Genomic DNA, 26,444 nt, shown 5'->3' with positions numbered 1-26,444 from the left:
CCGTGAGCCGGCCGGCACCTTGTGGAGGAGCCGTTGACACACCTGGTGAACACTCGTTGAATGATGCAAACACACGCAAACGAAAGGATCGCGTGGTGACTCGGGGGTCGATTTGCGCGGCGCGGCCGTACGCCGTCTGGCTCGGCGTCACGGCCGCCACCGCAGCGGCGGCACACATCGTGCCCGGCTCCTGGCGCGCTGCCGCCCACGCGAGTGCCGCCGAGACGATCCCCCAGACGATGGTCGCCGCCTGCGCCACCGGGCTGGCCCTGTCCCTGGCGTGGCTCTGGGTCGTCACCTCGGTGACGGTCGCCGAGGTCGTGACGGGCGCGGTGCCTCGCAGCGGAGGAGCCACGCGTCGACTGGTGCTGCTCGCGTGCGGCGCGGCCGTGGTCGCCGGTACGGCGCTCCCGGCGCACGCCTCGAGCGGCGACGGAGCCGAGGTGCTCGTCGGGCTCCCACTGCCCGAGCGTGCCGCCGCGCCGGACACGTCGGGGCGCCCGGCTGCGCCGGTCGCCTCGATCGCCGCGACGACTGCCGACGCCTACGTGGTCCGGACCGGCGACTCGCTGTGGTCCATCGCCCGCGCGCACCCGGCACCGGCCGGCGACGTCGAGACCCGCTGGCGGGCGATCTGGCGCCACAACCGCGGCGTCGTGGGCGGAGACCCCGACCTGATCCACCCGGGCCAGTCGCTCCGCCTGCCCGACACCGACACGAGCACAGACCCGAGCAACGAGCCGATCAACGAGCCGAGCAACGAGAAGGACGGAGAACGACGATGAGCACACCCGACAGCGCCGAGGCCGAGGTCATCATGCTCCGACCGAGCGCCGGCATGGCCAGCGTGCAGGGCGCCCTGGCCCTGGACCTGACGCCGCGCACCGCTCCCCCACGGCCGCGCCTGCGCAGCACCCGCGCGAGCGACCTGGCCGACCTGGAGCGCGCCTCCCGGGAGCAGGTGGACGCCTTCGTCGGCCGCTACCTGCAGGCCGCCGTCGAGATCGCCGCCGGCGACCGGCCGGTCGCCCAGCTCCTGCGCCACACGGTCCCGGAGGTCTTGGACACGATGTCGGGCCGCGCCCGGACGGTCACCGCCGCCGGCAGCCTCGCGCCGGGCCGGGTCCGGGGACCCAACCCGGCGCGGCCGGTCGTGGTCGGCGTACGCACCGCCCTGATCCGCAGCGACGCGGTCGAGGCCAGCGCGCACGTGCGCTACGGCCGTCGCTCACGCGCGGTCGCCGCACGATTCGAGGTCGTGCGGGACCGGTGGCAGTGCGTGGCGATCGCCTGGGGTTGAGCTCGGGGCTGACGCCCCGTCGCGCCCGGGGTGTTCAGCCGCCCATGGTCGCGCGACCCATGGCGCCGCCGGGGGCGCCGTGGCAGCGCTTGAACTTCTGACCCGAGCCGCAGGGGCACAGCGAGTTGCGACCGACCCCGGCGAACGGGTCGTCCTCGGCGCCCGCGGACGCGTGGACCTCGGCCTCACCGTCCTCGGACGGCGCGCTGTAGGACAGGTTCTGCGGACGGTTGGGCTTGTCGAGGCCCTTGGCCCGGATGGTGGGCGTGTGCTGGTGCGGCTGCTGCTGCGGCTGGGCACCGGGCGCATGGGCCGCCGCCTGCGCGAAGTCGATCTGCGGGGTGGACGCGGAGACCTGGGGAGCGACCGGCTGGGCCTGCACCTCGTCGTCCTCGTCGTCCTCGACCTCGACCTGGAGGTTGAAGAGGAAGCCGACCGACTCCTCCTTGATGCCGTCCATCATCGCGGCGAACATGTCGAAGCCCTCGCGCTGGTACTCCACGAGCGGGTCGCGCTGGGAGTAGGCCCGCAGGTAGATGCCCTCGCGGAGGTAGTCCATCTCGTAGAGGTGCTCGCGCCACTTGCGGTCGAGCACGGAGAGGACGACGCGGCGCTCGAGCTCGCGCTGCACCTCCTCGCCCATCTCGTCCTCGCGGCGGTCGTAGGCCTCCTGCACGTCCTTCTGCAGGTCCTCGACGAGCTTCTCGCGCCCGAGGCCCTCGACCCCTCCGGCCTCCTTGACGAGGCCCTCCTTGGTCAGGCCGACGGGGTAGAGCTGGTTGAGCGCGGTGAACAGGCCGTCGAGGTCCCAGTCCTCGGCGTAGCCCTCGGTCGCGCCGCGGACGTAGCCCGCGATCACGTCGTCGAGGAAGCCGCGGATCTGCTCGCCCAGGTCGGCGCCCTCGAGCACCCGGCGGCGCTCGGCGTAGATGACCTCGCGCTGGCGGCTCATCACGTCGTCGTACTTGAGCACGTTCTTGCGCGACTCGAAGTTCTGCGACTCGATGTTGGCCTGGGCGCCGGCGATGGCGTTGCTGACGCGCTTGGCGTCGATCGGCACGTCGTCGGGCACCTTGAGCACGGTCAGGATGCGGTCGACCCACTCCGACTTGAACAGGCGCATCATCTCGTCCTGCAGCGACAGGTAGAACCGGGACTCGCCCGGGTCGCCCTGACGGCCGGAACGACCGCGGAGCTGGTTGTCGATGCGACGCGACTCGTGACGCTCGGTGCCCACGACGTAGAGGCCGCCGAGGTCCCTGACCTCGTCGTGCTCGGCCGCGACCTGTGCCTTGATGCGCTCGACCATGGCGGGCCAGGCGGCGTCGTAGTCCTCCGGCGCCTCGACCGGGTCCAGGCCCTGCTTGCGCAGCTCCTGGTCGGCCAGGAAGTCGACAGACCCGCCGAGCATGATGTCGGTGCCTCGACCGGCCATGTTGGTGGCGACGGTGACCGAGCCCCGGTGGCCGGCGAGCGCGACGACCTTGGCCTCGTCGGCGTGCTGCTTGGCGTTGAGGACGGTGTGCGGGATGCCGCGCTTGCGCAGCAGGTTGGAGAGGTACTCCGACTTCTCGACCGAGACGGTGCCGATCAGGATCGGCTGGCCCTTCTCGTGGCGCTCACGGATGTCGTCGGCGACGGCCTCGTACTTGGCCTCCTCGGTGCGGTAGACGAGGTCGACGTTGTCGAGGCGCTGCATCGGGCGGTTCGTCGGGATCGGGACCACGCCGAGCTTGTAGATCTTGTCGAACTCCGAGGCCTCGGTCATGGCCGTACCGGTCATGCCGGAGAGCTTCTCGTAGAGGCGGAAGTAGTTCTGGAGCGTGATCGTGGCGAGGGTCTGGTACTCCTCGCGGACGGTCACGCCCTCCTTGGCCTCGATGGCCTGGTGCAGGCCGTCGTTGTAGCGACGACCCGACAGGATGCGGCCCGTGTGCTCGTCGACGATGAGCACCTCGCCGTCCATGACGACGTACTCCTTGTCGTTGCGGAACAGCTCCTTGGCCTTGATGGAGTTGTTGAGGAACGAGATGAGCGGGGTGTTGACCGAGTCGTAGAGGTTGTCGATCCCGAGGTGGTCCTCGACCTTGGTGATGCCGGGCTCGAGCACCGAGATGGTGCGCTTCTTCTCGTCGACCTCGTAGTCGACGTCCTTGACGAGGGTGCGCGTGAGCTTGGAGAACTCGGCGTACCACTTGACCTCGTCCTGGGTCGGACCGCTGATGATCAGCGGGGTCCGCGCCTCGTCGATGAGGATCGAGTCGACCTCGTCGACGATGGCGAAGTTGTGGCCGCGCTGCACGCACTCCTCGACCGAGTCGGCCATGTTGTCGCGCAGGTAGTCGAAGCCGAGCTCGTTGTTGGTGCCGTACGTGATGTCGCAGGCGTAGGCCTCGCGGCGCTCCGCCGGGCGCATCGACGGCAGGATCACGCCGGTCGTCAGGCCGAGGAAGTGGTGCACGCGGCCCATCTGCTCGGACTGGAACTTGGCCAGGTAGTCGTTGACCGTGACCACGTGCACGCCCTTGCCGGCGAGCGCGTTGAGGTAGGAGGGCAGCACGGCGACGAGCGTCTTGCCCTCACCGGTCTTCATCTCGGCGATGTTGCCGAGGTGGAGCGCCGCCGCGCCCATGACCTGCACGTCGAAGGGCCGCATGCCCAGCACGCGCTTGCTCGCTTCCCGGACGGTGGCGAAGGCCTCCGGCATCAGGTCGTCGAGGCTTTCCCCGTTGGCGAACCGCTCGCGGAACTCGTCGGTCATCCCGCGGAGCTCGTCGTCGGTCATCTTGACGAAGTCGTCCTCGATGGCGTTGACGGCCTTGGAGACGGACTCGAGCTCACGGAGGATCTTGCCCTCGCCGATGCGGAGGAGCTTGTCGATGATGGCAGGCACGAGTGGTAACTGTACCTACCTCGCCAACGGGTCTCCCAATGCGTGCGACAGGTCGCCCCGCTCGCCCACCACGACGTCGTCCAGACCGAGCCAGTCGGCCATCCGCCGCAGCTCGCCGGCCAGCTCGTGGGCGGTCTCCGGCGGGGCGCCCGCCTCGGCGAACGCGCCCTGGACGAGCAGGCGTCCGGTGGCCCGGTCGGCCTTGAGGTCGACCCGCCCGACCAGCCGGTCGCCGAGGAGGAACGGCAGCACGTAGTAGCCGTGCACGCGCTTCTCGGCGGGGACGTAGATCTCGATCCGGTAGAAGAAGTCGAAGAGGGCCTCGGCGCGCGCCCGCTCCCACACGAGCGGGTCGAACGGGCTGAGCAGCGTGCGGGCGGCCACCCGCCGCGGGAGCCGGGCGTCGCGGTGGAGGTAGGCCTGCCGCTTCCACCCCTGCACCGCCACGGGGGTCAGCTCGCCGGACTCGACGAGCTCGTCGATCGCCACCTTGACGCTCGCCTTCCCGGGCGCGGGCTGGAGCCGCAGGCGGTAGTAGTCGGCCAGGCAGGGGCCGCTCGCCACGCCGTGCGAGCGCGCGGCACGGCGTACGAGCTCGGTGACGGCCTCCTGCGGCGTCGGCGTCGGTGCGGCGAGCACGCTCGCGGGCAGGACTCGCTCGGGCACGTCGTAGACCACCTCGAACTGGCTGTTGCGCCCGGCGACGGCGACGTCGCCCACGAGGTAGAGGTAGTCGAGGACCTTGCGGGCCTCGGACCAGTTCCAGCCCCAGTGCTGCTTGGTGCGCGGACCGGTGCTGAAGTCGTCCTCGAGGTCGCGGGCGGTGACCGGGCCTCGGTCGCGCACGGCGTCGAGCACCTGCGGCTCGAGCGACGCATCCGCGGTGAAGCCCCACTTGCCCCGCTCGCCGCGGTACTTCTCCATCCGGTGGCGCATCAGCGGCCACAGCTCGACCGGCATCAGCGCCTGGACGTGCGCCCAGTACTCGACGAGCCGGCGCGGTCGGCGTGGGGTGCCGTGCTGGGCGCGGCGCAGCAGGTCGACGTCGTAGGGGCCCATCCGCGAGTAGAGCGGCATGAAGTGGGCGCGCTGGAGGACGTTGACCGAGTCGACCTGCAGGACGCCGGTGCGCGCCAGCGTGCGGTCGAACGTCGCCATCGTGGGCGTGGCGTGGGGCCGGTCGGTGAAGCCCTGGGCGGCCAGGGCGATCCGGCGGGCCTGGAGCCGCGTGAGCTGGTCCACGCGTGAACTCAACCAGACGGGTACGACACCGCCTGCACGATCAGGGCAGGTCGAGGAGCTTCTCGCGCATGGCGTACATGACGGCCTCCATGCGGGAGTGGAGCTGTAGCTTCTCCAGGATGTTGCGGACGTGGTTCTTGACCGTGTTCTCGGAGATGAACAGCTCCTTGGCGACCTCACGGTTGTTGAGCCCCTTGGCGACGAGGCGCAGCACCTCGAGCTCGCGCTCGGTGAGCCGCAGGGCCGGGCCCTGCTCGCGCTCGGGCTTCGACATCTGCTTGAACTCGTCGATGAGCTTGACGGCCATGGAGGGGCTGATGAGGGACTGGCCCTCGTTGACCACGCGGATCGCCTGGGCGACCTCCTCGATCGAGGAGTCCTTGAGGAGGTAGCCGGCGGCACCGTTCTTGACCGACTCGTAGAGGTCGGCCTCCTCGTCGGAGACGGTGAGCATGATGATCTTGGTGGCCGGAACGGCCTCCTTGATCGCGCGACAGGCCTCGACGCCGGTGCGGCGCGGCATCCGTACGTCGAGCAGGATCACGTCGGGCGCGGTGGTGATCGCCAGCTCGGTGGCGGTGATGCCGTCGGCGGCCTCGCCGACCACCTCGATGTCGATGTCTCCACCCAGCAGCATGATGAGGCCACGACGGAAGAGCTCCTGGTCGTCGACGACCAGGACGCGGACGGGTTCGGTCCCAGCTGATGTTGCCTCGGTCACGCGCGCATCATGTCATGCGCGCGCGACCGGGGGCAGTGGACGGTTCAGTCCACCTCGAGCGAGATGACTCCGTAGTCGTAGCCGCGGCGGCGGTAGACCACCGACGGCCGCTCGCTCTCCTTGTCCACGAAGAGGTAGAAGTCGTGCCCGACGAGCTCCATCTCGTAGAGGGCCTGGTCGAGGGTCATCGCGATCGCGGTGTGCGACTTCTCGCGGACCACGAGCGGTCCGTCACCCGTCACCGTGATCGGGCCGACCTTGCGCTCGACGACTCCGTCGTCGTCGGCGGAGGCGTCCTCGACCTCCGGCAACGAGGCGAGTGCCTCGCCCACGCCGACGTGCGCGTTGCGTCCCTTGTGCACGCGGCGGCGGTCGGCCGCGCGACGCATCTGGGCCTGCATCTTGTCGAGGGCCAGGTCGAGGGCACCCATCTTGTCCTCAGCGGCAGCCTCGGCGCGGATCACCGGCCCCTTGGAGAAAGCCGTGAGCTCGACCTTCGTCGAGCGGTCGTGCTGGCGGGGGTTCTTCTCGAGCTCCACCTCCACCTGGACGCGCATGATGCGGTGATCGTGCTTCTCCAGACGGCTGAGCTTCTCGGACACGTGCTCGCGGAACCGGTCGGACACCTCGCAGTGCCGTCCCGTGACCACAACCTCCATGTGAACCTCCTCAACTAGCGAACGGTCCGCACCCCTCCATTTCGCCGCGGCGGAACGCCCGCCGGGGCAGGGTGGGATGGAGCCCGCCCGGCCGACCTGGTCTTCGACCCCACAACCGCCTGCTGAAGCGTTCGCAACTTCTCCGTCACTACTGGCCTTCTCCCGGCGTCCGGCACATCTGGTGCCGGCGACGAGGCAGGACTTACTTCTAAGCCGCACCGTGATCGTCCGACGGGCGTCGGGCTGCAGAGCAGCGCTGTGCCCGGGGACTTACGTGGACCGTTTCGCCTGCGACTGGCATCGGCTTGCCACGGGTCTGGCCTGTCGCTGCACCTTGCGGTGCCGCGCACAGCCCTCTCCGTGACGCAACCACGGACCCGGGCGGACTCCATGACAAGACGCTAGCCCCTCAACCGCATCGGGCCAACCGTGGGGTCACCTGTCGGTCTGGGACATCTGGCCTCCAGGGCCGGCGCGCCGCCGGGTGGCCGCCACCGCAACGACCGCGACGGGCGGCAGGCCCACCGCCTCGAGGGCCCGCTGGGCCTCACGGGCGGTCGATCCGGTGGTCAGCACGTCGTCGCAGACGAGGACGTGGGCCCGGCTCCACCGGCGGCCGACCCGTGCGAGCGCGGCGGAGGGACAGTGCATCGAGCCGGCCATGTTGGCGGCCCGGTCCCCCGCGTCGAGGCCGGCCTGGTCGGCGGCCCCGCGCGAGACCAGCAGCGGCGCGACCGCCGAGGGTCGCTCGCGACGTACGCGGGACGCGGCCCGGCGCACGAGCGCCTCGGTGGCCTCGTAGCCGCGACGACGGCCGGCACCCGGCCGCGACGGCACCGGGACCAGCAGCAGCGGCACCGCGGGGTCGAGGTCGGCGGCGGCGCCGTGGACCGCCTGCGCGAGCAGGTCGCCCAGCACCCGCCGGTGGCCCCACTGGCCGCGGTCCTTGTGCCCCACCACCAGCGCTCGCACCGCACCGTCGTAGGCCTCCGCGACCCAGGGCGTCACGAGCCCGTCGGGCACGGGTGCCGGCCACGCCACCCGTGGCCGGCGGGACAGGCCGGCGCGGCAGCCCGGGCAGAGCATCCGGCCTGGCAGGTCGCACCCCACGCACCGGCTGCCGAGGAAAAGGTCGAGGGCCTCGTCGAGCACCCGGCCATGCCAGCAGCAGGTGTCGTACGACGGCAACCGCAGGCGCGGCGCCTGTGGATCAGCCGACGTAGGTGAGCGACGTCAGTCCGGGCGGCAGGTCGGGCACCGAGCGCTCGGGTCGCGTGAGGGCGAACACCGAGCGTCCGGCCACGGCGTAGGCCTCGACGAGGTCCACCGGGGTGGACACGAGCGTGCGGACGCGTCCGCGCAGGGTCGTCGTGCCGGTCGAGATCTCGCCCGGAGCACCGTCGACGGAGACCGTGCGCACCTGCGAGAGCCCCTCGGTGATGATGTCCCTCAGCACCGAGACCGTCGTGGGCGAGCGCCAGGCGATGTCCCGGATCCGTGCGGTGCCCTCCGCGGGCTCCGGCAGCACCTGCGGCCGGGTGAAGCCGATGACGGCCCCCGCGGAGTCGTGCCGGACCCGCACCGAGACGACGCGGTCGGCCTTGCCGGTCCGCACGACGGCCACCAGCCGGCTGCCGTCGCGCGAGACGATCAGCTCGGTGAGCCGGCGCCCGGTGAACCCCGGCACGGCCACCTCCGCGGCCACCCCGTCGACGACCTGGAACACCCGCGCGCGGCCGTTGTTGCGGTCGAGCGCCCAGATGCGGTCGCGGTAGTCCCAGTGCGGTGCGGCCAGGTCGACGGCCCCGGAGATCACGGTCGCTGCCTCCCCGGACGGCGACTCGGTGGGCGCCACCACCAGGTCCGAGCCCGTCGTGGTGACCCCCGCCACCCGGGCGCCGGAGAGGCTGGCGCCGACAGAGCGCAGGTCGTAGCCGGACTCCTCCTGCCCGAGCGGGCCGAGGGTGGGCAGGAGCTCGCCCATCGGACCGGTGACGACACGTCCCTGGTCCAGCGCGAACAGGTCGGTGGTGGCGGGCACGCCGTTGGGGTCGTAGCCGCTGCCGAACTGCAGGCTGACCTGCGGGGAGCCGCTGGGCCCGACGATCGTCCGACCGCCGATGCTGAGCTGGACGGCACCGATGCGCGGCTCCTGCCGGAGCGTCCAGACGAGCTGGGCCAGCATCCCCTGCGCGGTCAGCTCGTCCACCGCGTCCGGGTCGCCGGACAAGGAGACCTGGGCGACGCCGGAGGTGATCGGCACCGAGAGACCGTGCGTGGTGCCCGGAGGGAAGTAGCTGCGCGTGACGTCCTGCAGGTCCGAGGACGACCGGGTCAGCAACCCGCGCACGAGCGACGACGCGAACTGGTCACCGCGGGGCACGAACACCGGCTCGGGGACCATGATCTCGGTCGTGGGGTCGAAGTAGTAGAGCGATGCCCGCTCGTACCAGTCGTCGAACCACGTCTCCGGCACGATGAGGGCGTCGGGCACCTCGTCGATGCGCCACTCGCCGTCCTCCTTGACCAGGCCGAGGGACAGGGTGGCGCCGCCGCGGGTCCGCTGCCAGGCACCGCGGGCGTCGTACGTGTTGACGTCGTCGAGCGACACGCGCACCGAGGTGCCGGCCGTCGGGTCGCCGAGCTCGGCGTAGGTGATGATCTGCTGCTCGGGCACCCACGCCTCCGCCGCCTCCCGGGAGAGGAACTGGCGTGCCACGCTGACGCTGACCGGGGTGGCCTTCATCGCCTCGAAGAAGCCCTCGACCACCTCGCCGGTCGCCTGCCCGGCCTGCGGAGGTCGGGGGTCGAAGGAGATGCCGGGCGCGTCCTGGGAGTCGCTGGTGCCCTCCGACTCGACCACGGGACCCGAGGTCGGCATCCGCACGCAGCCCGCCAGCAGCACGGCCACGGCGACCAGGCCGAGCACGCGCGCCACCCGGACGGCGCGACGCCTCGTCATGCCGTCTCTCATGCCGTCTCCCGGGCGTCGACGGGGACCAGCGGCAGCGGCGAGTGGCGCAGCTGGGTGCCGAGCCGGCGGGGCAGGGTCAGGCGGAACTGGGCACCCTCGCCGGGACGGCCCCACGCCTGGAGCCACCCTCCGTGCAGGTGGGTGTCCTCGAGCGAGATCGACAGGCCGAGCCCGGTGCCGCCGCTGGTGCGGGCCCGCGCCGGGTCGGCGCGCCAGAACCGGTTGAAGACCATCGCGGACTCCCCCGGCCCGAGGCCCACCCCGTGGTCGCGGACCGCGATGGCGGCGGACTGGAGGTCCGCGCCGACGAAGATCTCGACGTCGCGGCACTCGGCGTGGTCGATGGCGTTGGTGACGAGGTTGCGCACGATCCGCTCCACCCGGCGTACGTCGGCCTCCGCGACGCACGGGGTGCCGGGGTCGTGCAGCACGACGCGGGTGTCGCGCTGGGCGGCGAGCACCGAGGTCATGTCGACGACGCGCCGGACCACGTCGACCAGGTCGACGTCCTCGGTCTCGAGCACGGCGGCCCCGGCGTCGAAGCGGCTGATCTCGAGGAGGTCGGCCAGGAGCGTCTCGAAGCGGTCGAGCTCCTTCTGGAGCAGCTCGGCCGCGCGACCGGTGACCGGGTCGAGGAACGGCTTGGCGTCGTGGATGACGTCGCTGGCCATCCGCACGGTGGTGATCGGCGTGCGCAGCTCGTGGGAGACGTCGGAGACGAAGCGCCGCTGGAGCCGGCTGAGCTCCTCGAGCTGGCGGATCTGCTTCTGGAGGTTGGAGGCCATCTGGTTGAACGACGTCGCGAGCCGCGCCAGGTCGTCCTCGCCGGTGACGCGCAGGCGCTCCTGGAGCTGCCCGGCGGCCAGGCGCTCGGCGACCCGGCGGGCCATCCGGATCGGGGTCACCACCTGCCGGGTCACCAGCCACGTCAGCAGGGCGACGAGCAGCAGCAGCGGGACACCGGCGACGAGCATCGCCCGCGAGACGAGCGCGAGCGTCTCCTCCTGCTCGGCCAGCGGGTAGAGGTAGTAGAGCGTGTAGGTGTTGTCGTCGGCCGGGAGCCGGACCTGGCTGCCGACCACGATGCCGGGGCCGTCGGGGAGGCCCTGGATCGGCCGCGTGGTGCGGATGTCGGTGAAGGTCCAGGCCGTCGGGGAGAGCGAGTCGAAGCGGGCCTCGAGGGTCTCCGGGACGCTGGCCAGGTCGAGGCCCTCGGTGAACTTCGCGCCGCCGTCGGCCAGGCGGACGCCCTCGTCGACCGGCGGGGACAGCACCACGGCGAAGCCACGCGTGCTCCCGCGCGCCTGGATCGGCTCGACGAGCGCCTGCTGCTGGGCCGACTCGTCGGCATCGATGCCGGGCGTGGCGGCCAGCGCCGCGCGGGCGGCCTCGGTCTCGCCCTCCGCCTCCTGCACCACGGCCTCGACCCGGTGGTCGAGCAGCCCGTCACGGGTCTGCTGCATGAGGAACCAGCCGACGATGCCGACGACCGCCGCCGAGAGCAGGAGCGTGCTCACCACGACGCGCGCCTGCACCGAGCGCCGCCAGAAGGCGGGCCCGTGCCGCAGCACCGGCGGGAGCCGGTCACGCAAGCTCACCGGTGGCTCCTAGGACTTGCCGGCCTTGTAGCCCACGCCCCGGACGGTCACGACGACCTCCGGGTTCTCCGGGTCGTGCTCGACCTTGGAGCGCAGGCGCTGGACGTGCACGTTGACCAGCCGGGTGTCGGCGCTGTGGCGGTAGCCCCAGACCTGCTCGAGCAGCACCTCCCGCGTGAAGACCTGCCACGGCTTGCGCGCGAGGCACACCAGCAGGTCGAACTCGAGCGGGGTGAGGTTGATCGGCTCGCCCGCACGGGTCACCGAGTGGCCCGCCACGTCGATCGACACGTCACCGATCGTCAGCCCCTCGCCGGGGGTGACGTCGTTGCGGCGCACCCGCGCACGGACGCGCGCGATGAGCTCCTTGGGCTTGAACGGCTTGACGATGTAGTCGTCGGCACCGGACTCCAGGCCGACGACCACGTCGATGGTGTCGCCCTTCGCGGTGAGCATCACGATCGGCACGCCGGACTCGGCGCGGATCTCCTTGCAGACGTCGATGCCGTCCTTGCCGGGGAGCATCAGGTCGAGCAGCACCAGGTCCGGCCGGTAGTCGCGGAACGCGTCGAGGGCCACGTCACCGCGCCCCACGATGCGGCTGTCGAACCCCTCCTGGCGCAGGACGATGGACAACATCTCCGCCAGGGAGGGGTCGTCGTCGACCACGAGCACGCTGCCACGCGCTGGTTCGGCGAAGTCGGTCATGGCGCCAGTCTATTGGGGCACCACGACCGACCTCAGCCGAACGCGTGCGCTTGCTCAGTAGCGGTAGTGCTCGGGCTTGTACGGACCCTCGACCGGGACGCCCAGGTAGGCGGCCTGCTCCTTGGAGAGCTCGGTCAGCTCGACGCCGAGGGCGTCGAGGTGCAGCCGGGCGACCTCCTCGTCGAGGTGCTTGGGCAGCACGTGCACGCCCAGCTCGTAGGAGTCGGCCTTGGTGAACAGGTCGACCTGGGCCAGCACCTGGTTGGTGAAGGAGTTCGACATGACGAACGACGGGTGGCCGGTGGCGTTGCCCAGGTTGAGCAGGCGGCCCTCCGACAGCACGATGATCTTCTTGCCGGGCTTGTCGTCCTCGCTGGGGAAGATCCACTGGTGGACCTGCGGCTTGATCTCGTCCTTGACGATGCCGGGGATCCTGGCGAGGCCCGCCATGTTGATCTCGTTGTCGAAGTGACCGATGTTGCCGACGATCGCCTGGTGCTTCATCTTGTGGAAGTGCTCGACGGTGATGATGTCGAAGTTTCCGGTGGTGGTGATGAAGATGTCGGCGGTCTCGACGACCGAGTCGAGGCGCTTGACCTCGTAGCCGTCCATCGCGGCCTGCAGCGCGCAGATGGGGTCGATCTCGGTGACGATGACGCGGGCACCCTGGCCGCGCAGCGACTCCGCGGAGCCCTTGCCGACGTCGCCGTAGCCGCAGACGACGGCGACCTTGCCGCCGATCATCACGTCGGTGGCGCGGTTGATGCCGTCGACGAGCGAGTGGCGGCAGCCGTACTTGTTGTCGAACTTGGACTTGGTGACCGAGTCGTTGACGTTGATCGCCGGGAACAGGAGGGTGCCCTCCTTGAAGCGCTCGTAGAGCCGCAGCACACCGGTCGTGGTCTCCTCGGAGACTCCCTTGACCATGGGGGCGCGCTTGGTCCAGCGCTGCGGGTCGGCCTCGAGCGAGCGGGCCAGGACGCGCAGCACCTCCTTGAACTCCTCGTTGTCGGTGGAGTCCTGCGACGGGACGGCGCCCGCCTTCTCGTACTCGACACCGAGGTGCAGCAGCATCGTGATGTCGCCGCCGTCGTCGAGCAGCATGTTGGGGCCGCCCTCGGCGAAGTCGAAGACCTTCTCGGCCTCGTCCCAGTACTCGGCGAGGCTCTCACCCTTCCACGCGAAGACCGGCACGCCCTTCGGGTCCTCGGGGGTGCCCCCCGTCGACGGGTGGCCGACGACGACCGCGGCGGCGGCGTGGTCCTGGGTGGAGAAGATGTTGCAGGTGGCCCAGCGGATGTCCGCACCGAGGGCCGCGAGGGTCTCGATCAGCACGGCGGTCTGGATCGTCATGTGCAGCGAGCCCGCGATGCGAGCGCCCTTGAGGGGCTGCTCCTTGCCGTAGCGCTCGCGCATGGCCATCAGGCCCGGCATCTCGTGCTCGGCGAGCTCGATCTCCTTGCGGCCGTAGGCGGCGAGGTTGAGGTCGGCGACCTTGAAGTCCATCGGTTGTCTCCTGGTGTGGTGGAGCCGTCTGCGCCGCACATCTGTGCGTCCTCGGGATCTCCCGCGCGGACCAGAAGAGAGTAGGACCGCCCTCAGCGATTCGGAGAATCCTCGGGGGGCGGGTCGGTGGGGGTCGATCCGGTCGCACCGCCACGCCCCTCGGAGCCCGTCGGGACGTGGTCCGCAGCGTGCTCGTCCCCGTGCTCGTCCCCGTGCTCGCTGCCGTGCTCGTCCCCGTGACCACCGACGCCGACCGCGCGCAGGGCGTACAGCACGACGAACCCGACGACGAGGCCGACGAGGGCGGAGACGAGGGTGTTGAGCAGCCACCCGACGAGGGCACCCAGCGCCCCGCCGATCGCGTGGTGCACGTCCTCCTCCCAGTGGTGGAGGAGGTCGTACGGCGCGTGCAGGGCGTCGCCGATGGCGGTGCCCTCGAGCAGGCCGTCGTGGCCGCCGATCTCGTAGAGGCTGACCAGGAAGATGTGGCCACCGACCCAGAGCATGGCCAGCGTGCCGATGAGGGAGATGCCGGCGAGCAGCTTCGGCATGAAGCCGACCATCCCGAGGCCGATCCGCTGGGAGGCCCGGGAGTCGCGCTTGGACAGGGCGAGGCCGACGTCGTCCATCTTCACGATCAGCGCGACGACGCCGTAGACGAGGACGGTGATCAGCACCGCGACGACCGCCAGCACGATCGCGCGCATCCAGATGCTCGCGTCGGGATCGGAGCTGACGACCTCCTTGAGCGCGATCACCATGATCTCGGCGCTGAGGATGAAGTCGGTGCGCACGGCGTTGGCGATGGTGCGCTTCTCGTGCTCGGGGGTGAACTCCCCCACCTCCGACACGTCCTCCTCGGCCTCGGTGGAGTGCCCGGTGAGGCGCTCGTGCACCTTGTGGGCGCCCTCGTAGGCGAGGAAGCCACCACCGAAGATCAGGATCACCGGCAGCAGCCACGGGAGGAACTGTCCGAGCAGCACCGCGGCGGGGAGGATGAAGAGCAGCTTGTTGCGCAGCGAGCCGATGGCGATCTGCTTGATGATCGGCAGCTCGCGGTCCGCGGCCGACCCGTGGAGGTACTGCGGGGTCACGGCGGTGTCGTCGACCACGACGCCGGCGGCCTTGGCGCTGGCCCGACCCGCGGCAGCACCGACGTCGTCCACGCTGGCTGCTGCGATGCGCGCGAGCGCGGCGACGTCGTCGAGGAGGGCGAACAGTCCGCCGGCCATGGGCGATCCTTCGGGTCAAGTGGGTCGGTGGTGCATCCGGTGGGCTGCAGCCTATCGGCGCGGCGTACGCCGTCGTGCCCCGCCGACTGCCCGCACCGAAGGGCCGGGCTCAGGCCTCCACGGTGCGGCGCATCACCCAGCGCCACTTGGCGATCCTGCGGTCACGGGCGAAGCCGAGCTCCTCGTAGAGCGACTCCGGGCCGGTGTGCAGGTAGGCGCCGCGCTGCGGCTTCCGGTCGACGACCTGCTCCGGGTAGGCCTCGACCACTCCCCCGCCGGCCGCGGCGATCTCCGTGAGGACGGCCGACACCGCGGCCCGCGCGACGCCCTTCCCGCGGTGCTTGCTGCCGGTGAAGATGCAGCCGATCCGCCACTGCGGCAGGGCCGCGAGCTCCGCCTCGTAGGCCTTGGCGTTCTTGATGTGCGGGAGCTCGTCAGGCGTGCCGAACTGGCACCACCCGACCACGTCGTCGCCGTCGTACACCAGCACCTGGTGCACGGTGCCCCTGTCGGTGTGCGCCCGCTTGGCGATCCTGTGGTCGTCCGCGGTCCCGGCCAGGCCCTCGGGGTGGAAGCCGATGCACCAGCACCCGCCCCACACGCCGTTGTTGGCCTCGACGAGGGCCGCGAAGTCGGCCCAGGTCTCCGGGGTGAGGAGCCGGGTGTCGTACGGCGGCGCGTCGGTCATGTCGCCACTGTGGTGCCGGTTCCGGACGAACCTGGGTCGTAGGCGTAGGTCAGCAGCTCGGCGTGCGGCGGCTCGTCGGCGCGCATCCGGCGCAGCAGGTCCTCGGAGGCCATGCAGGGACAGTAGCCTCGCCGGATGTCGACACCGTCGCCCTCGGACCTGCCGGACACGGCCGACCACGCCTGGCTCGTCGAGGAGCGGGAGTACGCCCGGCACGAGGCCCGACGCGGCCGACGGCACGCCTTCGAGCACCTCGACCCGCGACGCACCGCGCTCGTGGTGGTCGACCTGGTGCCCTTCTTCGTCCGCGAGTCGGCGTACGTCCGCGGGATCGTGCCGCGCGTCGAGCGGCTGGCCTCCGCACTCCGCTCGGCGGGAGGTGTGGTCGCGTGGGTGGTCCCCGGCTACGCGCCACCGAGCGCCAAGGACCGCGAGTTCTTCGGCGACGAGGTGGCCGAGCGCTACGCCCGGTCCGGCGGCGACGGTCCTCCGAGGTCGCGCGTGGACCCCTCGCTCGACGTCGCCCCGGACGACCTGGTCGTCGAGAAGACCGCGCGGAGTGCGTACTCCCCCGGGTCCTCCGACCTCCCCGCCCTCCTCGCGGCGCGCGACGTCGACACCCTCGTGGTGACGGGCACCGTCACCAACGTCTGCGTCGAGGACACCGTGCGCGACGCCAGCACTGCCGGCCTCCGGGTCATCCTCGTCGCCGACGCGTGTGCGGCGATGCGCGACCGGGACCACAACGCCACCCTCCACGTCGTCCACCGCTCCTACGGCGACGTACGGCCCACCGCAGAGGTGCTCGACCTGATCGCCGGGCGGTAGGTCGACGTTCGCTCGCACCAGGTACGAGCGAAGGGGACGTCAGCGCGCTTCTCGGCGGTGGTGGAGGGAGGACGGGGTCCCGTGACGAAACCCGTCCAGAAGGGGTGGCCAGGACTTGTCCACAGCCACGGCGGACCCATGGCCAGTGTCGGTGCTGACCGGTAGAATCGAACACATGATCGAGACGCTGGCAGGGCCCGGAGCAGGTGAGGTCGAGGACCTCACCGCTCGCGACCTGCTCGCTCTGGCCCGCGACCGCAAGGCGGCCGAGGACCGCGCAGCAGCTGACCTCTTGGTCGTGGCAGCCCGGTGGGCCGACCTGCACCCGCCGGAGTCGATCCACTCGGCCGCGACGTTCACCGTGCCGGGCTACGAGCACGAGGAGCCGATCGCTGGCGAGGGTGCGCCGTTCGTGGCGGAGTTCTGCCTCGCCGAGCTCGGCACCGTCCTCGGGGTCTCGACGACCGCGGCGAAGAAGCTCGTCGGCCACGCCCTCGAGCTGCGCCACCGCCTCCCGCGGTTGTGGGCTCAGGTTCAGTCCGGACGGGTTCCGGCATGGCGGGCGCGTTCGGTTGCGGAGGTCACCATCCACACCACTCCTTCGCTGACGCGGGAGGCTGCGGCGTTCGTGGATGCCCAGGTCGCTGCCGTGGCTGGTCGGGTCGGTCCCGCGCAGCTGGACCGCCTCGTCGCCGAGGCCATCAGGCGCTACGACCTCGCCGACGTCGACCCGGCTGCGGATCCGGAGGACGGATACCTCCACGTCGACCCCCGCCACGCGACCATCCACGACGATGACGTGCACTTCACCGGCACGATGCGGATGGAGGCCGAGCTCGACATCGCCGACATGCTCGACCTCGACCGTCGCCTCGCCCACGACGCCGCCACCCAGGCTGCCGTCGGCTCCACCGAGTCTCTGCAGGTGCGGCGCGCGAAGGCCCTCGGTAACCTCGCCCGCACCCAGACCGCCCTCGACCTCCACGCCCAGGGCACAGCCCCGGCTTCGCCGAAGGACTCCGAGGGGCTCCCGGCCGCACGGGAGGTCGTCCTCCACGCCCACTTCGACGCCACGCTCGACGACCTGACCACGGTGTTCGGTCCAACGGGGCGGATGGAGGAGGGCCAGCGCCTCGTCCTCCTCGACCAGGTCAAGAACTGGTGCCGCGACTCCCGCACCACGGTCACCGTCAAGCCCGTCATCGACCTCAACGCTCAGATGCACACCGACGCGTACGAGGTGCCCGACCGGATCCGGGAGCAGGTGATCCTCCGGGACACGACGTGCGTGTTCCCGTGGTGCACCCGACCGGCACGCGGCTGCGACATCGACCACGTCATCCCTCATGACCCGGACGCCGAGGCGGTGGGGCGACCACAACCGGGTCCTACCCAAAGCGACAATCTCGCCGCGCTGTGCCGCTTCCACCACCGCCTCAAGACGCACACCGCCTGGCGCTACCGGACGACCGAGAACGGCTCCTTCGTGTGGACGAGCCCGCACGGCCACCACTACCGCCGCGACCGCACCGGCACGAGAGCGGTCGACCAAGCCGAGCCACCCGGCATTCCGCGCCCGCGCCGACCATGACCCCGCCCCACACCCCGCCACCCTCCGGTGGCGGGGCCACAGGCACGTCTCTCCCCTGCCGACTACTCGTTCGTGCGTCGGGCGCAGACAGTTCGCCTGGAATACCGGGTGGTCCTGCCCCGCGGCGGTTCGAAAGAAGCGAGGCGCGCGGCGACCTCGCGGTCCTGCTCCCAGGTCTCGCCCGAGCCGGCGAGCCCGCTGCGAGGATGTCCACGTGAGCGACGTGGGGACCTACGACGGCGACGACTTCTACTGCGACGTGGCGATCCCGCGAGCCGTCCCGCTGGAGGTCGTCCACGAGGACGACCTGGTGCTCGCCTACCACCACACCCGGCCGTTCTGGCAGGTCCACCTCGTGGCGGTGCCGAAGCGGCACCTCGCCTCGTTCACGACGGTCGGGGCGTCCGACGAGGCGGACGTCCGGGCACTCCTCGCGGTCGTCCAGCAGCTCGCCCGGCGGGTCGAGGAGGAGCACGGGGCAGCCGCCGTCCTGACCAACCTCGGCACCTACCAGGACTCCAAGCACCTCCACGTCCACGTGCACTCGGGCGCGCAGCTCCGCGCCTGAGCCGATGTCGGTACCGACGGGCACACTCAGCACATGGACGCGCGAGCACTGATCACCCGTCTCGCCGAGCTCATCGATGCCCACGACTGGGAGGCGCTGCCCGGCGTGCTGCACCGCGACTTCACGTGTCGGCTGGTGCACACCGGCGAGGTCTTCGATCGCGACGGGTGGGTGCGGTTCAACGCCGACTACCCCGGCTTCGAGCGGATGCACGTCGAGGACCTGGTGGTCGACGGCGATCGTGGGGTGCTGCGGGCGCGAGTGACCGGGAGGGGCGGCGTGGGCGAGCGGCTCGAGTTCGCCGTGGCCAGCTTCGCGACCGTGCGCGACGGCCTCCTCGTCGAGCTCGTCGAGGTCTGGGCCGACGTCGACCAGCAGGCACCCGAGGGCACCCGGCCCTAGCCTGACCCAGTGCTCCCCCGAGCATCTCCGCTCCGCCGGACGCGGCGCGTTCGTCGGCGACTGCGGACTCACCGTGCAGGACGTCGAGGGCGCCCCCCACGTCGAGGTCGGCTACCACCTCCTGCCGGCGACGCGCGGCCAGGGCTGCGCCACCGAGGCGGCCCGGTCCGTGCGGACAACGGGCCCTCGCAGCGGGTCGTGCGGCGCCTCGGCATGGAGGTCGAGCGGACGGCACACGTCCACGGCGGCGACGCACGGGTCTTCGGCATGCACCTGGGCCGGCCCTGAGCACACCAGAGCCCCGGGCCGATCCGCGTGGTGCGGTCGGCTCCGGGGCTCCGGGAGGTCACCTGCGGTGAGGCGTCACTTCATCTTCTTGGCGGCGACCTTCGCGAGCTTCTTGATGGCGGACGCGGGGATGGCCGCGTCGTCGATGGCCACGACGGCCGCGACGCGCTTGCCATCGCCGATGAACACGGTGCTCGAGTAGGAGACGACGCCCGCGACGGCGGTCTCCTGCTGCAGCATCACCGTCGACTGGCCGAGCTTGGGCGCCTTGACCAGCGTGGTCGTGACCGTGCCGCCCGAGGTGGGCTCGGTGAAGGTGGCGCAGTCCTTGGCGTACTTCTTGTACGACGTGACGTACGCCTTGACCTTGGCCGCCGAGGAGTGCTGGACGACCGTGGACTGCACGTAGGACGCCCCGGTGGACGAGACGCCGCGGATGCTGGTGAGGCGCTTGACCGGCACGATCTTCGACGTGTCGCAGGTGGCCCCCGGCGCCGAGTTCTTCTTCGTGGTGAAGGAGGTGAACTCGGCATCCGCCATCTCCGGGAACGCCTTGACGATGTCGCCCTTCTTCGGGAGGTCCTTCGCGGACACGGCCGCCTGGGCCGGGGTGCCGGAGACGAGCAGGACCGCGGTGAGGCCGGCGGCGATGGACAGGGAGGTGCGACGCATGGATGCTCCTGTATGACGTGGTTGCTGACTGCCCAGTCCTGCCCGGCACCGAGCGGCTCAAACCTCCAGCGACGCGAGAGCCCGCGTCAGTCCTCGACGAGGCCGACGCGGAGGTACTCCGCGGCGTAGGTGCCGGTGAGCAGCAGCGAGGCGTAGCGCGCGACCTCGGAGTCGGCGTCGGTCTCGATCACCTCGACCCGTACGCCGTGGCGCGCGGCGGCGGCCTCGAGCTCGCCCGTCTGCGCGCGCACGGCCGGGTCGTCGGACCGGTCGTCGAGGATCAGCAGCAGCGGACGCAGGTCGCCGGGCTCGTCGGCGAACGGGTCGGCGAACAGGTCGTGCGGCCTGGTGGCCACGATGACCGGGAGCAGGTGCTCGGCATCACCGGCGATCGCGGACCGGCCGCTGGTGCGGCGCAGCGACTCGGCCAGCCGCCGGGCAGCGCGGGCCGCGAGGACGGAGCCGCCCCAGACGAGCGGGTTCGTGTCGGCCATCGCGATCGCCAGCATCTTGGCGGGATTGACCGCGAGGTCGCGATGCGGCGAGCAGTTCTCGGCGACCCGGTCGAGGGACGTGGCCACCGACTCGGCGTCGGCGCGCGGACCGAGGTGGACGTGGGCGAGGTAGTCGAGGACGACCACGGCAGTCGCGAGCTGGTCGCCCGTCACCGTCGGCAGCACCGTCACGTGCCGCCCGGCGGCGTGCTCCCCCACGAGCGAGCGCTCGGGGCACGCCACCACGACCTGCGCCCCACGACGTACGGCCTCGGCAACGGCCGACGCCGACCCGTGGTCGTTGCCCTCGGGCGCCAGCATGACGACGAGGTCGAGCGACCCCGCCCATCCGGGGAGGCCCGGGTGGGGCCACGCCACGAACGGCACCGGGCACCACGCCTCGAGCACCGCACGGAGCAGCCGCGAGTCGGGCCCCGCCGCGATCACGGCCCGCGGACGGGCCTCGTCGCGACCACGGGCGATGGCCTCCGTGGTCGCCGCTGCGGACTCCTGGGCCTCCCGCCGCACCCGGGCACCGCTCTCGGCGAGCGTGCGCAGCCGGAGGTCGACCGTCTCCAGCACCCCGGCGTCGTCCAGCCGGGCCTCGTCGAACCAGGTCGCCACGGCCAGCTCCTCAGTGCTCAGGCGGGCTTGCGGGCCTCGTCGACCAGCAGCACCGGGATGTCGTCACGGACCGGGTAGGCGTTGCCGCAGCCCTGGCACACGAGCTCCTCGACGCCGTCGGACGCGGGTGACAGCTCGCCGTGGCAGGCCGGGCAGACGATGATGCTCAGCAGCTGCTGGTCGATGTTCACGCCGATGATCCTAGGGGGTGCCGTGACCGGTCAGTCAGTGGGCGTGAGCACGCGCAGGTGTCCACGCTTGGCGCCGCGGGTCGGGTCGTCGGTGGAGTGCAGCGGCACCGGCGCCGGAGCGGGTCGGGCCGCCTCGCGGACCGCGTCGGCCAGCGCGAGCAGGTCGTCGCTGCTCGGGCCCTGGGCCTTCGGGTCGGCCGCCAGCCGGAGCACCTCCCAGCCGCGCGGGGCCGACAGCCGCTCGCTGTGCACCTCGCAGAGGTCGTAGGCGTGCGGCTCGGCGTACGTCGACAACGGACCCAGGACAGCGGTCTGGTCCGCGTAGACGTAGGTCAGCGTGTTGACCGCAGGACGGCCACACGCCGTCCGCGAACAACGACGGGCAAGGCTCACGGCGCCGACGCTACCCGGCGCGCACACGCGCGGCGCTTAGGCTCGCGGCGTGGACATCGGGGTGGGCAGCGACACGGGCAGCGAGCGGGCCGGCGGGGCGCGGCCCCGGACCCGGGACCGGAGGGGCCGCGGCATGCGCGGACCCGGGGTGGTGCCGGCCCGTCCGGGCACCACGGCGCTGCGGACGGCGCGGCAGCGGTTCGACCAGCTCGTGCTCGACGTGGTGACCCCGCTGGACGAGCGGTGGCACCGCCACCTCGGCCTCGTGGAGTACGCCGTCGAGGACGCGCCGATGCTGCCGGACGACTGGGGCGACGAGACCGTCCCGCTGTCGTCGCTGGTGCGCGGCAAGGGCCAGGAGCCGACCCGGCTGGTGATCTTCCGCCGCCCCATCGAGCACCGATCGACCTCGCGCGACGAGCTCGAGGCGCTCGTGCACACCGTCGTCGTCGAGCAGCTCGCCGAGCTGCTCAACCTCACCCCCGGCCAGGTCGACGAGAGGTACGCCGACTGAGCCGGGCCGGTCCGGACTAGCGCTGGGCGGGCCGCACGTCCGCGACCTCGCTGGTCGTGCCGAGCTGCGACAGGGGCAGGACGGACAGCCCGCGGTCGCTGACCTCGACCGACACGACCGCGCCCGTGCGCTCCACCAGCACCTGGGCGAGCACCGCGTCGTCGGGCACCCGGATGCGCGCCGCCGTCGCCGGGTCGATCTCGACCCGACGCTCGCGGACCACCGGGTCGCCGCCCTCGTCCCAGGCCTGCACGGTCACCAGGCCGGGAGCGGTGGCGCCCGTGACCACGATGCGCTTGGCCCCGGCCGGCAGGGCGACGGCGGCCTCGCCCTCGATCGTCGAGCCCGCCGGCGTCAGCGCGAGGTCGGTCGGGGTGCGGGTGCGGAGCGAGGCGGTGACCGGACCGGTCGCCTCCAGGCGCAGCGCCTGGACGCCCGCGAGGCCGCGGCCGCGCAGCACGCCGCTGAGGTCGACCTCGTTCACCGACGCCGGGTCGAGCGTGACCTCCTCGAGGCCGGAGGGCGCGAACTCGCTGTCCTCGCTGACCAGCTCGAGGGAGACCCGCACCTCGCTGTCGCCGGGGTTGGCCAGGGTGAGGACTCGGTCGGCGGCGGTCGTGCCGATGCCGGCGACGTACGACGTCGAGGCGGGCGCGGCCTGGGCGGGCAGCCACTCGCGCACCGGGCGGTCGCGTCCGACCGGGTCGACCACGTCGACCACGTGGGAGGCGAGGCGGCCGCGCGAGACGCCGACGCGCAGCGCCAGGGCGTCGCGGTTGGGCGCGACCTCCGAGAGGTCGAAGGAGGTCGAGCGGCCGCCCGGCACGCGCACCCCGCGGAGCGCGGGGACGTCGACGAGACCGCTGCCGTCCCAGACAGTGACGTCGGCGACGGCCGGCCCCCGGTCCGGGTTGATCAGGGTGAGCGTCGAGGTGTGCTCGGCGGACGCGCCGGCGCCGGTGAACCACCGCTCGGGCGCCGGTTGGTCGCAACCGGTCGCCGACCCGTCGCCGGATCGCGACGCGACGAGGCCGGGGGCGAGCTCGCCGCTGCCGTTGATGACGACGTACTGCCGCTCGGTGCGCGACGCGACGCCGCCGGTCAGGGTCTGGGTGTCGGCACGGCGTCCGACGCGGAGCGTCAGGTCGCCCGAGCCCAGCCCGGTGGTGCCCATCCGGATCTCGTCGGCGCCGGGAAGGCGGGCGGGGCAGACCGCGGTGACGCGGTCGAGCGGCGCCTCCGCGGGAGCGTGGGAGGACGACGCCTGCTCGGCCGGTCGCACGAGGGCGAGGGCGGCCACGGTGAGGAGGGGGATGAGCACGGCGAGGATCGTCACCGGCGAGGGCCGGGTGCGCGTGGTCTCGGCAGCCCGACGCCGGCCGCCTCCCGGAGCGGGGGTGCTGGGCTCAGTCATCGCGACCCTCCTCACGGCGGCGCTGCCGGACGGTCGGCAGGGCGAGCACCAGCACGACCACGATCGCCAGTCCCTGCACCACGAGCAGCGCGGTGCGCCACCACGGGCTGGGGCCCTCGAGCGACGCCGGGTCGAGCGGCCGGTCGACGCGCCAGGCGCGGGTCGTGCGGTCCTCCGCGCTGGCCTGCTCGAGCCCGGCGGTCGCGTCGAGCAGCGACGAGATCCGGCCGTCGGCGGGCGAGCTGAGGACGACGTACTCCACGCCCCGGGCACCCAGGTCCGCCACGACCGACGGCGTGGGGGCGGACACCAGGTCGCGTACGTCACTGGTCAGTCCGGCGTCCTCGTCGGCCAGGGTGAGGATCTCGTCCTCCCCCACCGTCGTGCCGTCGTCGCGACGGATGCGGTAGGTGACGCCCTCGTCGACGGACCCGCCGATGACGAGCACGCCGTGCTCCTGGCCGAGCAGCGAGCTCTGCTTCATGTAGACCGGGACCGACTGCTCGGCGTCGCGCGCGAGCACGTCGTCGCCGCCGTCGGCGCTCAGCCACCAGACGAGGCCCCCGAGCGGCACGGCCGCGGCGACCAGGGCCAGGCCCGTGGCCACCACGCGCTGCCACCACGGGTGGTGGTCGGCGAGCCGCCGCAGGTAGGCGTCGGCGCCCAGCACGACCGCCACGACCGACGTGCCCTGCAGGATGACGACGAACAGGCCGAGGCTGGGCCGGGTGGTGACGGACGGCAGGTCGAGCGTCACGTGCGAGAGCAGGCCGGACACGACGGCCGCCGCCAGCGCCACCAGCCAGCAGATGAGCACCGGCACGCGCGTACGACGCGGGATGAGCGCGACGAGCGCGAGCAGGCCGAGCACCACGCCGAACCACATCGGTGCCCCGAGGTCGTTGAGCCGGCCGGTCACCAGGCCGCCGAAGGTCACCTGGTCGACGGTGAGGCGTCCGGCCTCGAGCAGCAGGCCGGACGCGGAGCCGGTGGTGAGCAGCGGGAGCAGCCACGGCGCGAGGAGCACGGGCGTCGCGGCCACGGCGACGACCGGCGGACCCCAGCTGTCGCGCTCGCGCAGCAGCCGCGGGGCGATCACCGCGGCGGAGCCGAGGACGACGGCGGTGGCCAGCAGCGCGAAGAGCCACAGCCCGGGCACGAACGCCGCACCGAGGGCCAGGAGCAGCGCCGTGCGCCAGGCCGCCCGCCACCGACGGTCGCGGTCCGGGTCGACGAAGCCGAGGGCGGCGTGCGCGGTCCACGGCAGCAGGGCGGCGACCGCCACCGTGCCGAAGCGTCCCTCCGCCCAGGCGCCGGAGGTCACCGGGACGAGGGCGTAGGTCAGGGCACCCCACACCACGAGCCAGCGCGGCAGCCCCAGCGGGTCGACGAGCCGTCCGACGACCTTGAGCAGCCGCCACGCGCCCCACGCCGCAACCGGGACGGCGAGCAGCATGAGGCCGGACACGACGGCTCCGGTGTGGCCGAGCAGGAGGGTCGCGGCGAACGCGAACGGCAGCACGTAGGCAGGGGCCGGCACGTCGGTGCCGGTGCCGAGCGGGTGCCAGCTCGAGACGTGCAGGCGCCACCAGTCGGCCGCGGCGGCCGKCACCGGGGACAGCGCGCCGCCGGTGATYGAGCCGAACGCCTCGCGGGCGGCGAGCAGCGACAGGACGCCGAAGAGCGCCAGCACCACGGCGACCGGGTTGGTGACGAAGCGGGCCACGATGCCGGAGTCGGTGAGGTAGGCGTCCTCGTCGTCGTCCTCCGACGTCCCGGACCCGCGTCGCGACTCGCGCACGCCCGGCCCGGTGCCGGGCGCGTCCTCGGCCTTGGCGAGGCGGCGCCGCTCGGCGACGTCGGCGGCCTGGCTGGTGGCGGCCGAGGCGAGGTCGGTGACGAAGTCGAGTCCGTGGCGGTAGGGCAACCACCTCGGGGCCAGCAGGCGGCGTACGTCGGCGGGGTCGCCCTGTCGCAGGTCGGCCCGCTCGCGGCGCGCGGCCAGGAGCTGGCGAGGTCGTCCGTGCACCGACAGCGCAGCCGCGAGCTCGTCGAGCGCCTCCCCCACCGACCGCACGACGAGGAAGCCGACGACGCGCAGCAGCGAGCCGAGGAAGAGCCGGACGTACTGCCAGGCGAACCCGCGCGAGGAGACGTTGGCCAGCGAGGTGAGGAGGGCGGCGCGCCGTTCCTGGTAGTGCGTGTGCCGCCCGGTGAGCGGCGTGCGCCGGATGCCGCGGTGGGCGGCCTCGGCGTGGAAGACCACGGCCTGCGGGACGACGAGCGTCCGGTGCCCGGCCAGGGCGGCGCGCCAGCCGAAGTCGATGTCGTTGCCGAAGATCGGCAGGTCCTCGTCGAGCCCGCCGAGCGACTCCAGCACGGAGCGGCGCACGAGCATCCCGGCGGTGTTGACCGCGAGCACCTCGCGCACCGCGTCGTGCTGGCCCTGGTCGTACTCGCCCCGCTCCAGACCGGTCTCGCGGTGCCCGGTCCCGGTGATGGTCAGGCCGACCTCGAGGAGGCGGCGCAGCGAGGGCCACTCGCGCAGCTTGGGGCCGAGGATCGCGACCGAGGGGTGCTCCCGAGCGGCGTCGAGCAGCTCGGCGAGGGCCGTCGGGGCGGGGTTGCTGTCGTCGTGGAGCAGCCAGATCCACTCGTCGTCGCCGGTCGCGGGGGCCAGCTCGAGGCCGTGGCGTACCGCGGCGGGATAGCTCGTCGAGCCGGGCACGACGTCGAGCACGACGTGCTCGCCGAGCGCGTCGCGCACGAGCGTGACGCTGTCGTCGCGGCTCGTGGTGTCGACAGCCACGACGCGGTCCACCGGGAGGGTCTGCCCGCTCAGACCGGTCAGGACTGCTGGGAGCCATCGCGCCCCGTCATGACTGACGAGAAGCGCTGTGACGGTCACCGGAGCACCCTAGCGAGGGGCTCCGCGCTCCATGAA

The 26,444-nt window shown here is 72.2% G+C and carries 24 protein-coding genes and 1 pseudogene; 8 read left to right on the top strand and 17 right to left on the bottom strand.

From position 1 onward, the window contains the following. The first annotated feature begins 95 nt into the window (after window positions 1-95). Both AC1DP1_RS15755 and AC1DP1_RS15750 read left to right on the top strand, forming a co-directional pair. Window positions 96-785, top strand: coding sequence for a LysM peptidoglycan-binding domain-containing protein (locus AC1DP1_RS15755; RefSeq protein WP_477507607.1), 690 nt, complete (start codon window positions 96-98; stop codon window positions 783-785). After that, window positions 782-1,300, top strand: a complete 519-nt coding sequence (locus AC1DP1_RS15750) for an Rv3235 family protein (protein WP_477507606.1) — start codon at window positions 782-784, stop codon at window positions 1,298-1,300. Before AC1DP1_RS15755 ends, AC1DP1_RS15750 begins: the two co-directional genes overlap by 4 nt. Before the next feature lie 34 nt (window positions 1,301-1,334). Here the strand turns inward: AC1DP1_RS15750 and secA are convergent, their stop codons facing one another. From secA to AC1DP1_RS15695, 11 genes are all read right to left on the bottom strand, one after another. Continuing rightward, window positions 1,335-4,193, bottom strand: a complete 2,859-nt coding sequence (secA, locus tag AC1DP1_RS15745; protein ID WP_477507605.1) for a preprotein translocase subunit SecA — start codon at window positions 4,191-4,193, stop codon at window positions 1,335-1,337. A gap of 15 nt (window positions 4,194-4,208) precedes the next feature. After that, window positions 4,209-5,435: a winged helix-turn-helix domain-containing protein gene (locus tag AC1DP1_RS15740; RefSeq protein WP_477507604.1), complete on the bottom strand. Its 1,227-nt coding sequence runs from the start codon at window positions 5,433-5,435 to the stop codon at window positions 4,209-4,211. Window positions 5,436-5,475: 40 nt separating this feature from the next. Further along, window positions 5,476-6,156 (bottom strand): response regulator, encoded by a 681-nt coding sequence (locus tag AC1DP1_RS15735; RefSeq protein ID WP_191194929.1) that lies wholly within the window; start codon window positions 6,154-6,156, stop codon window positions 5,476-5,478. A 44-nt stretch (window positions 6,157-6,200) separates the two neighbouring features. Next, window positions 6,201-6,815, bottom strand: a complete 615-nt coding sequence (hpf, locus tag AC1DP1_RS15730; protein ID WP_477507603.1) for a ribosome hibernation-promoting factor, HPF/YfiA family — start codon at window positions 6,813-6,815, stop codon at window positions 6,201-6,203. 435 nt (window positions 6,816-7,250) lie between these two features. Next, the gene (locus AC1DP1_RS15725; protein WP_477507602.1) at window positions 7,251-7,967 is read right to left on the bottom strand and encodes a ComF family protein; all 717 of its coding nucleotides are present in this window, start codon (window positions 7,965-7,967) and stop codon (window positions 7,251-7,253) included. A gap of 58 nt (window positions 7,968-8,025) precedes the next feature. Further along, entirely contained in the window at window positions 8,026-9,777 is a 1,752-nt protein-coding gene (locus tag AC1DP1_RS15720; RefSeq protein WP_477507601.1) for an LpqB family beta-propeller domain-containing protein, read from the bottom strand. A gap of 8 nt (window positions 9,778-9,785) precedes the next feature. Then, complete coding sequence (mtrB, locus tag AC1DP1_RS15715) at window positions 9,786-11,387, bottom strand: MtrAB system histidine kinase MtrB (protein ID WP_477507600.1); 1,602 nt, start codon at window positions 11,385-11,387, stop codon at window positions 9,786-9,788. A gap of 9 nt (window positions 11,388-11,396) precedes the next feature. Continuing rightward, entirely contained in the window at window positions 11,397-12,095 is a 699-nt protein-coding gene (gene mtrA, locus AC1DP1_RS15710; protein ID WP_457187443.1) for an MtrAB system response regulator MtrA, read from the bottom strand. A gap of 54 nt (window positions 12,096-12,149) precedes the next feature. After that, window positions 12,150-13,601, bottom strand: coding sequence for an adenosylhomocysteinase (ahcY, locus tag AC1DP1_RS15705; RefSeq protein ID WP_300050637.1), 1,452 nt, complete (start codon window positions 13,599-13,601; stop codon window positions 12,150-12,152). 92 nt (window positions 13,602-13,693) lie between these two features. Further along, window positions 13,694-14,833: a DUF808 domain-containing protein gene (locus AC1DP1_RS15700; protein WP_477507599.1), complete on the bottom strand. Its 1,140-nt coding sequence runs from the start codon at window positions 14,831-14,833 to the stop codon at window positions 13,694-13,696. Between the two features lie 109 nt (window positions 14,834-14,942). Beyond that, complete coding sequence (locus AC1DP1_RS15695; RefSeq protein ID WP_477507598.1) at window positions 14,943-15,521, bottom strand: GNAT family N-acetyltransferase; 579 nt, start codon at window positions 15,519-15,521, stop codon at window positions 14,943-14,945. Window positions 15,522-15,656: 135 nt separating this feature from the next. On the opposite strand from AC1DP1_RS15695, the gene AC1DP1_RS15690 reads away from it, so the two are divergent. The 5 genes and pseudogenes from AC1DP1_RS15690 to AC1DP1_RS15670 all read left to right on the top strand — a co-directional run. Further along, window positions 15,657-16,349, top strand: coding sequence for an isochorismatase family protein (locus AC1DP1_RS15690; protein WP_477507597.1), 693 nt, complete (start codon window positions 15,657-15,659; stop codon window positions 16,347-16,349). 175 nt (window positions 16,350-16,524) lie between these two features. After that, entirely contained in the window at window positions 16,525-17,940 is a 1,416-nt protein-coding gene (locus tag AC1DP1_RS15685; protein WP_477507596.1) for an HNH endonuclease signature motif containing protein, read from the top strand. A gap of 214 nt (window positions 17,941-18,154) precedes the next feature. Next, window positions 18,155-18,508, top strand: a complete 354-nt coding sequence (locus tag AC1DP1_RS15680; protein WP_477507595.1) for an HIT domain-containing protein — start codon at window positions 18,155-18,157, stop codon at window positions 18,506-18,508. Window positions 18,509-18,541: 33 nt separating this feature from the next. Next, window positions 18,542-18,910, top strand: a complete 369-nt coding sequence (locus tag AC1DP1_RS15675; RefSeq protein ID WP_477507594.1) for a nuclear transport factor 2 family protein — start codon at window positions 18,542-18,544, stop codon at window positions 18,908-18,910. A gap of 1 nt (window position 18,911) precedes the next feature. Next, a pseudogene (locus tag AC1DP1_RS15670) lies at window positions 18,912-19,076 on the top strand (GNAT family N-acetyltransferase); the annotation flags it as partial. 197 nt (window positions 19,077-19,273) lie between these two features. On the opposite strand, the gene AC1DP1_RS15665 reads toward AC1DP1_RS15670, so the two are convergent. From AC1DP1_RS15665 to AC1DP1_RS15650, 4 genes are all read right to left on the bottom strand, one after another. Beyond that, window positions 19,274-19,870, bottom strand: coding sequence for a hypothetical protein (locus tag AC1DP1_RS15665; protein WP_477507593.1), 597 nt, complete (start codon window positions 19,868-19,870; stop codon window positions 19,274-19,276). An 86-nt stretch (window positions 19,871-19,956) separates the two neighbouring features. After that, on the bottom strand, window positions 19,957-20,988 hold the full coding sequence (locus AC1DP1_RS15660; RefSeq protein ID WP_457187423.1) for an SIS domain-containing protein: 1,032 nt from the start codon (window positions 20,986-20,988) through the stop codon (window positions 19,957-19,959). A 17-nt stretch (window positions 20,989-21,005) separates the two neighbouring features. Beyond that, window positions 21,006-21,179, bottom strand: coding sequence for a Trm112 family protein (locus tag AC1DP1_RS15655; protein WP_378548799.1), 174 nt, complete (start codon window positions 21,177-21,179; stop codon window positions 21,006-21,008). Between the two features lie 30 nt (window positions 21,180-21,209). Further along, the gene (locus AC1DP1_RS15650) at window positions 21,210-21,572 is read right to left on the bottom strand and encodes a DUF3499 domain-containing protein (RefSeq protein ID WP_457187420.1); all 363 of its coding nucleotides are present in this window, start codon (window positions 21,570-21,572) and stop codon (window positions 21,210-21,212) included. A gap of 49 nt (window positions 21,573-21,621) precedes the next feature. On the opposite strand from AC1DP1_RS15650, the gene AC1DP1_RS15645 reads away from it, so the two are divergent. Continuing rightward, a complete protein-coding gene (locus tag AC1DP1_RS15645; RefSeq protein WP_457187418.1) occupies window positions 21,622-22,086 on the top strand; it encodes a metallopeptidase family protein in 465 nt (154 codons plus the stop codon). Between the two features lie 16 nt (window positions 22,087-22,102). Here the strand turns inward: AC1DP1_RS15645 and AC1DP1_RS15640 are convergent, their stop codons facing one another. Continuing rightward, window positions 22,103-23,500, bottom strand: a complete 1,398-nt coding sequence (locus AC1DP1_RS15640) for a DUF5719 family protein (RefSeq protein WP_477507592.1) — start codon at window positions 23,498-23,500, stop codon at window positions 22,103-22,105. Further along, window positions 23,493-26,408 carry a glycosyltransferase family 2 protein gene (locus AC1DP1_RS15635; protein WP_477507591.1) on the bottom strand — a complete coding sequence of 972 codons (2,916 nt, stop codon included), beginning with the start codon at window positions 26,406-26,408 and terminating at the stop codon, window positions 23,493-23,495. Before AC1DP1_RS15635 ends, AC1DP1_RS15640 begins: the two co-directional genes overlap by 8 nt. Window positions 26,409-26,444 lie beyond the last annotated feature (36 nt).

The organism is Nocardioides sp. P4_G10 (assembly GCF_056401175.1).
The sequence above is the reverse complement of the archived record's forward strand: the minus strand, read 5'-3'. Positions and strand labels throughout refer to the sequence as shown.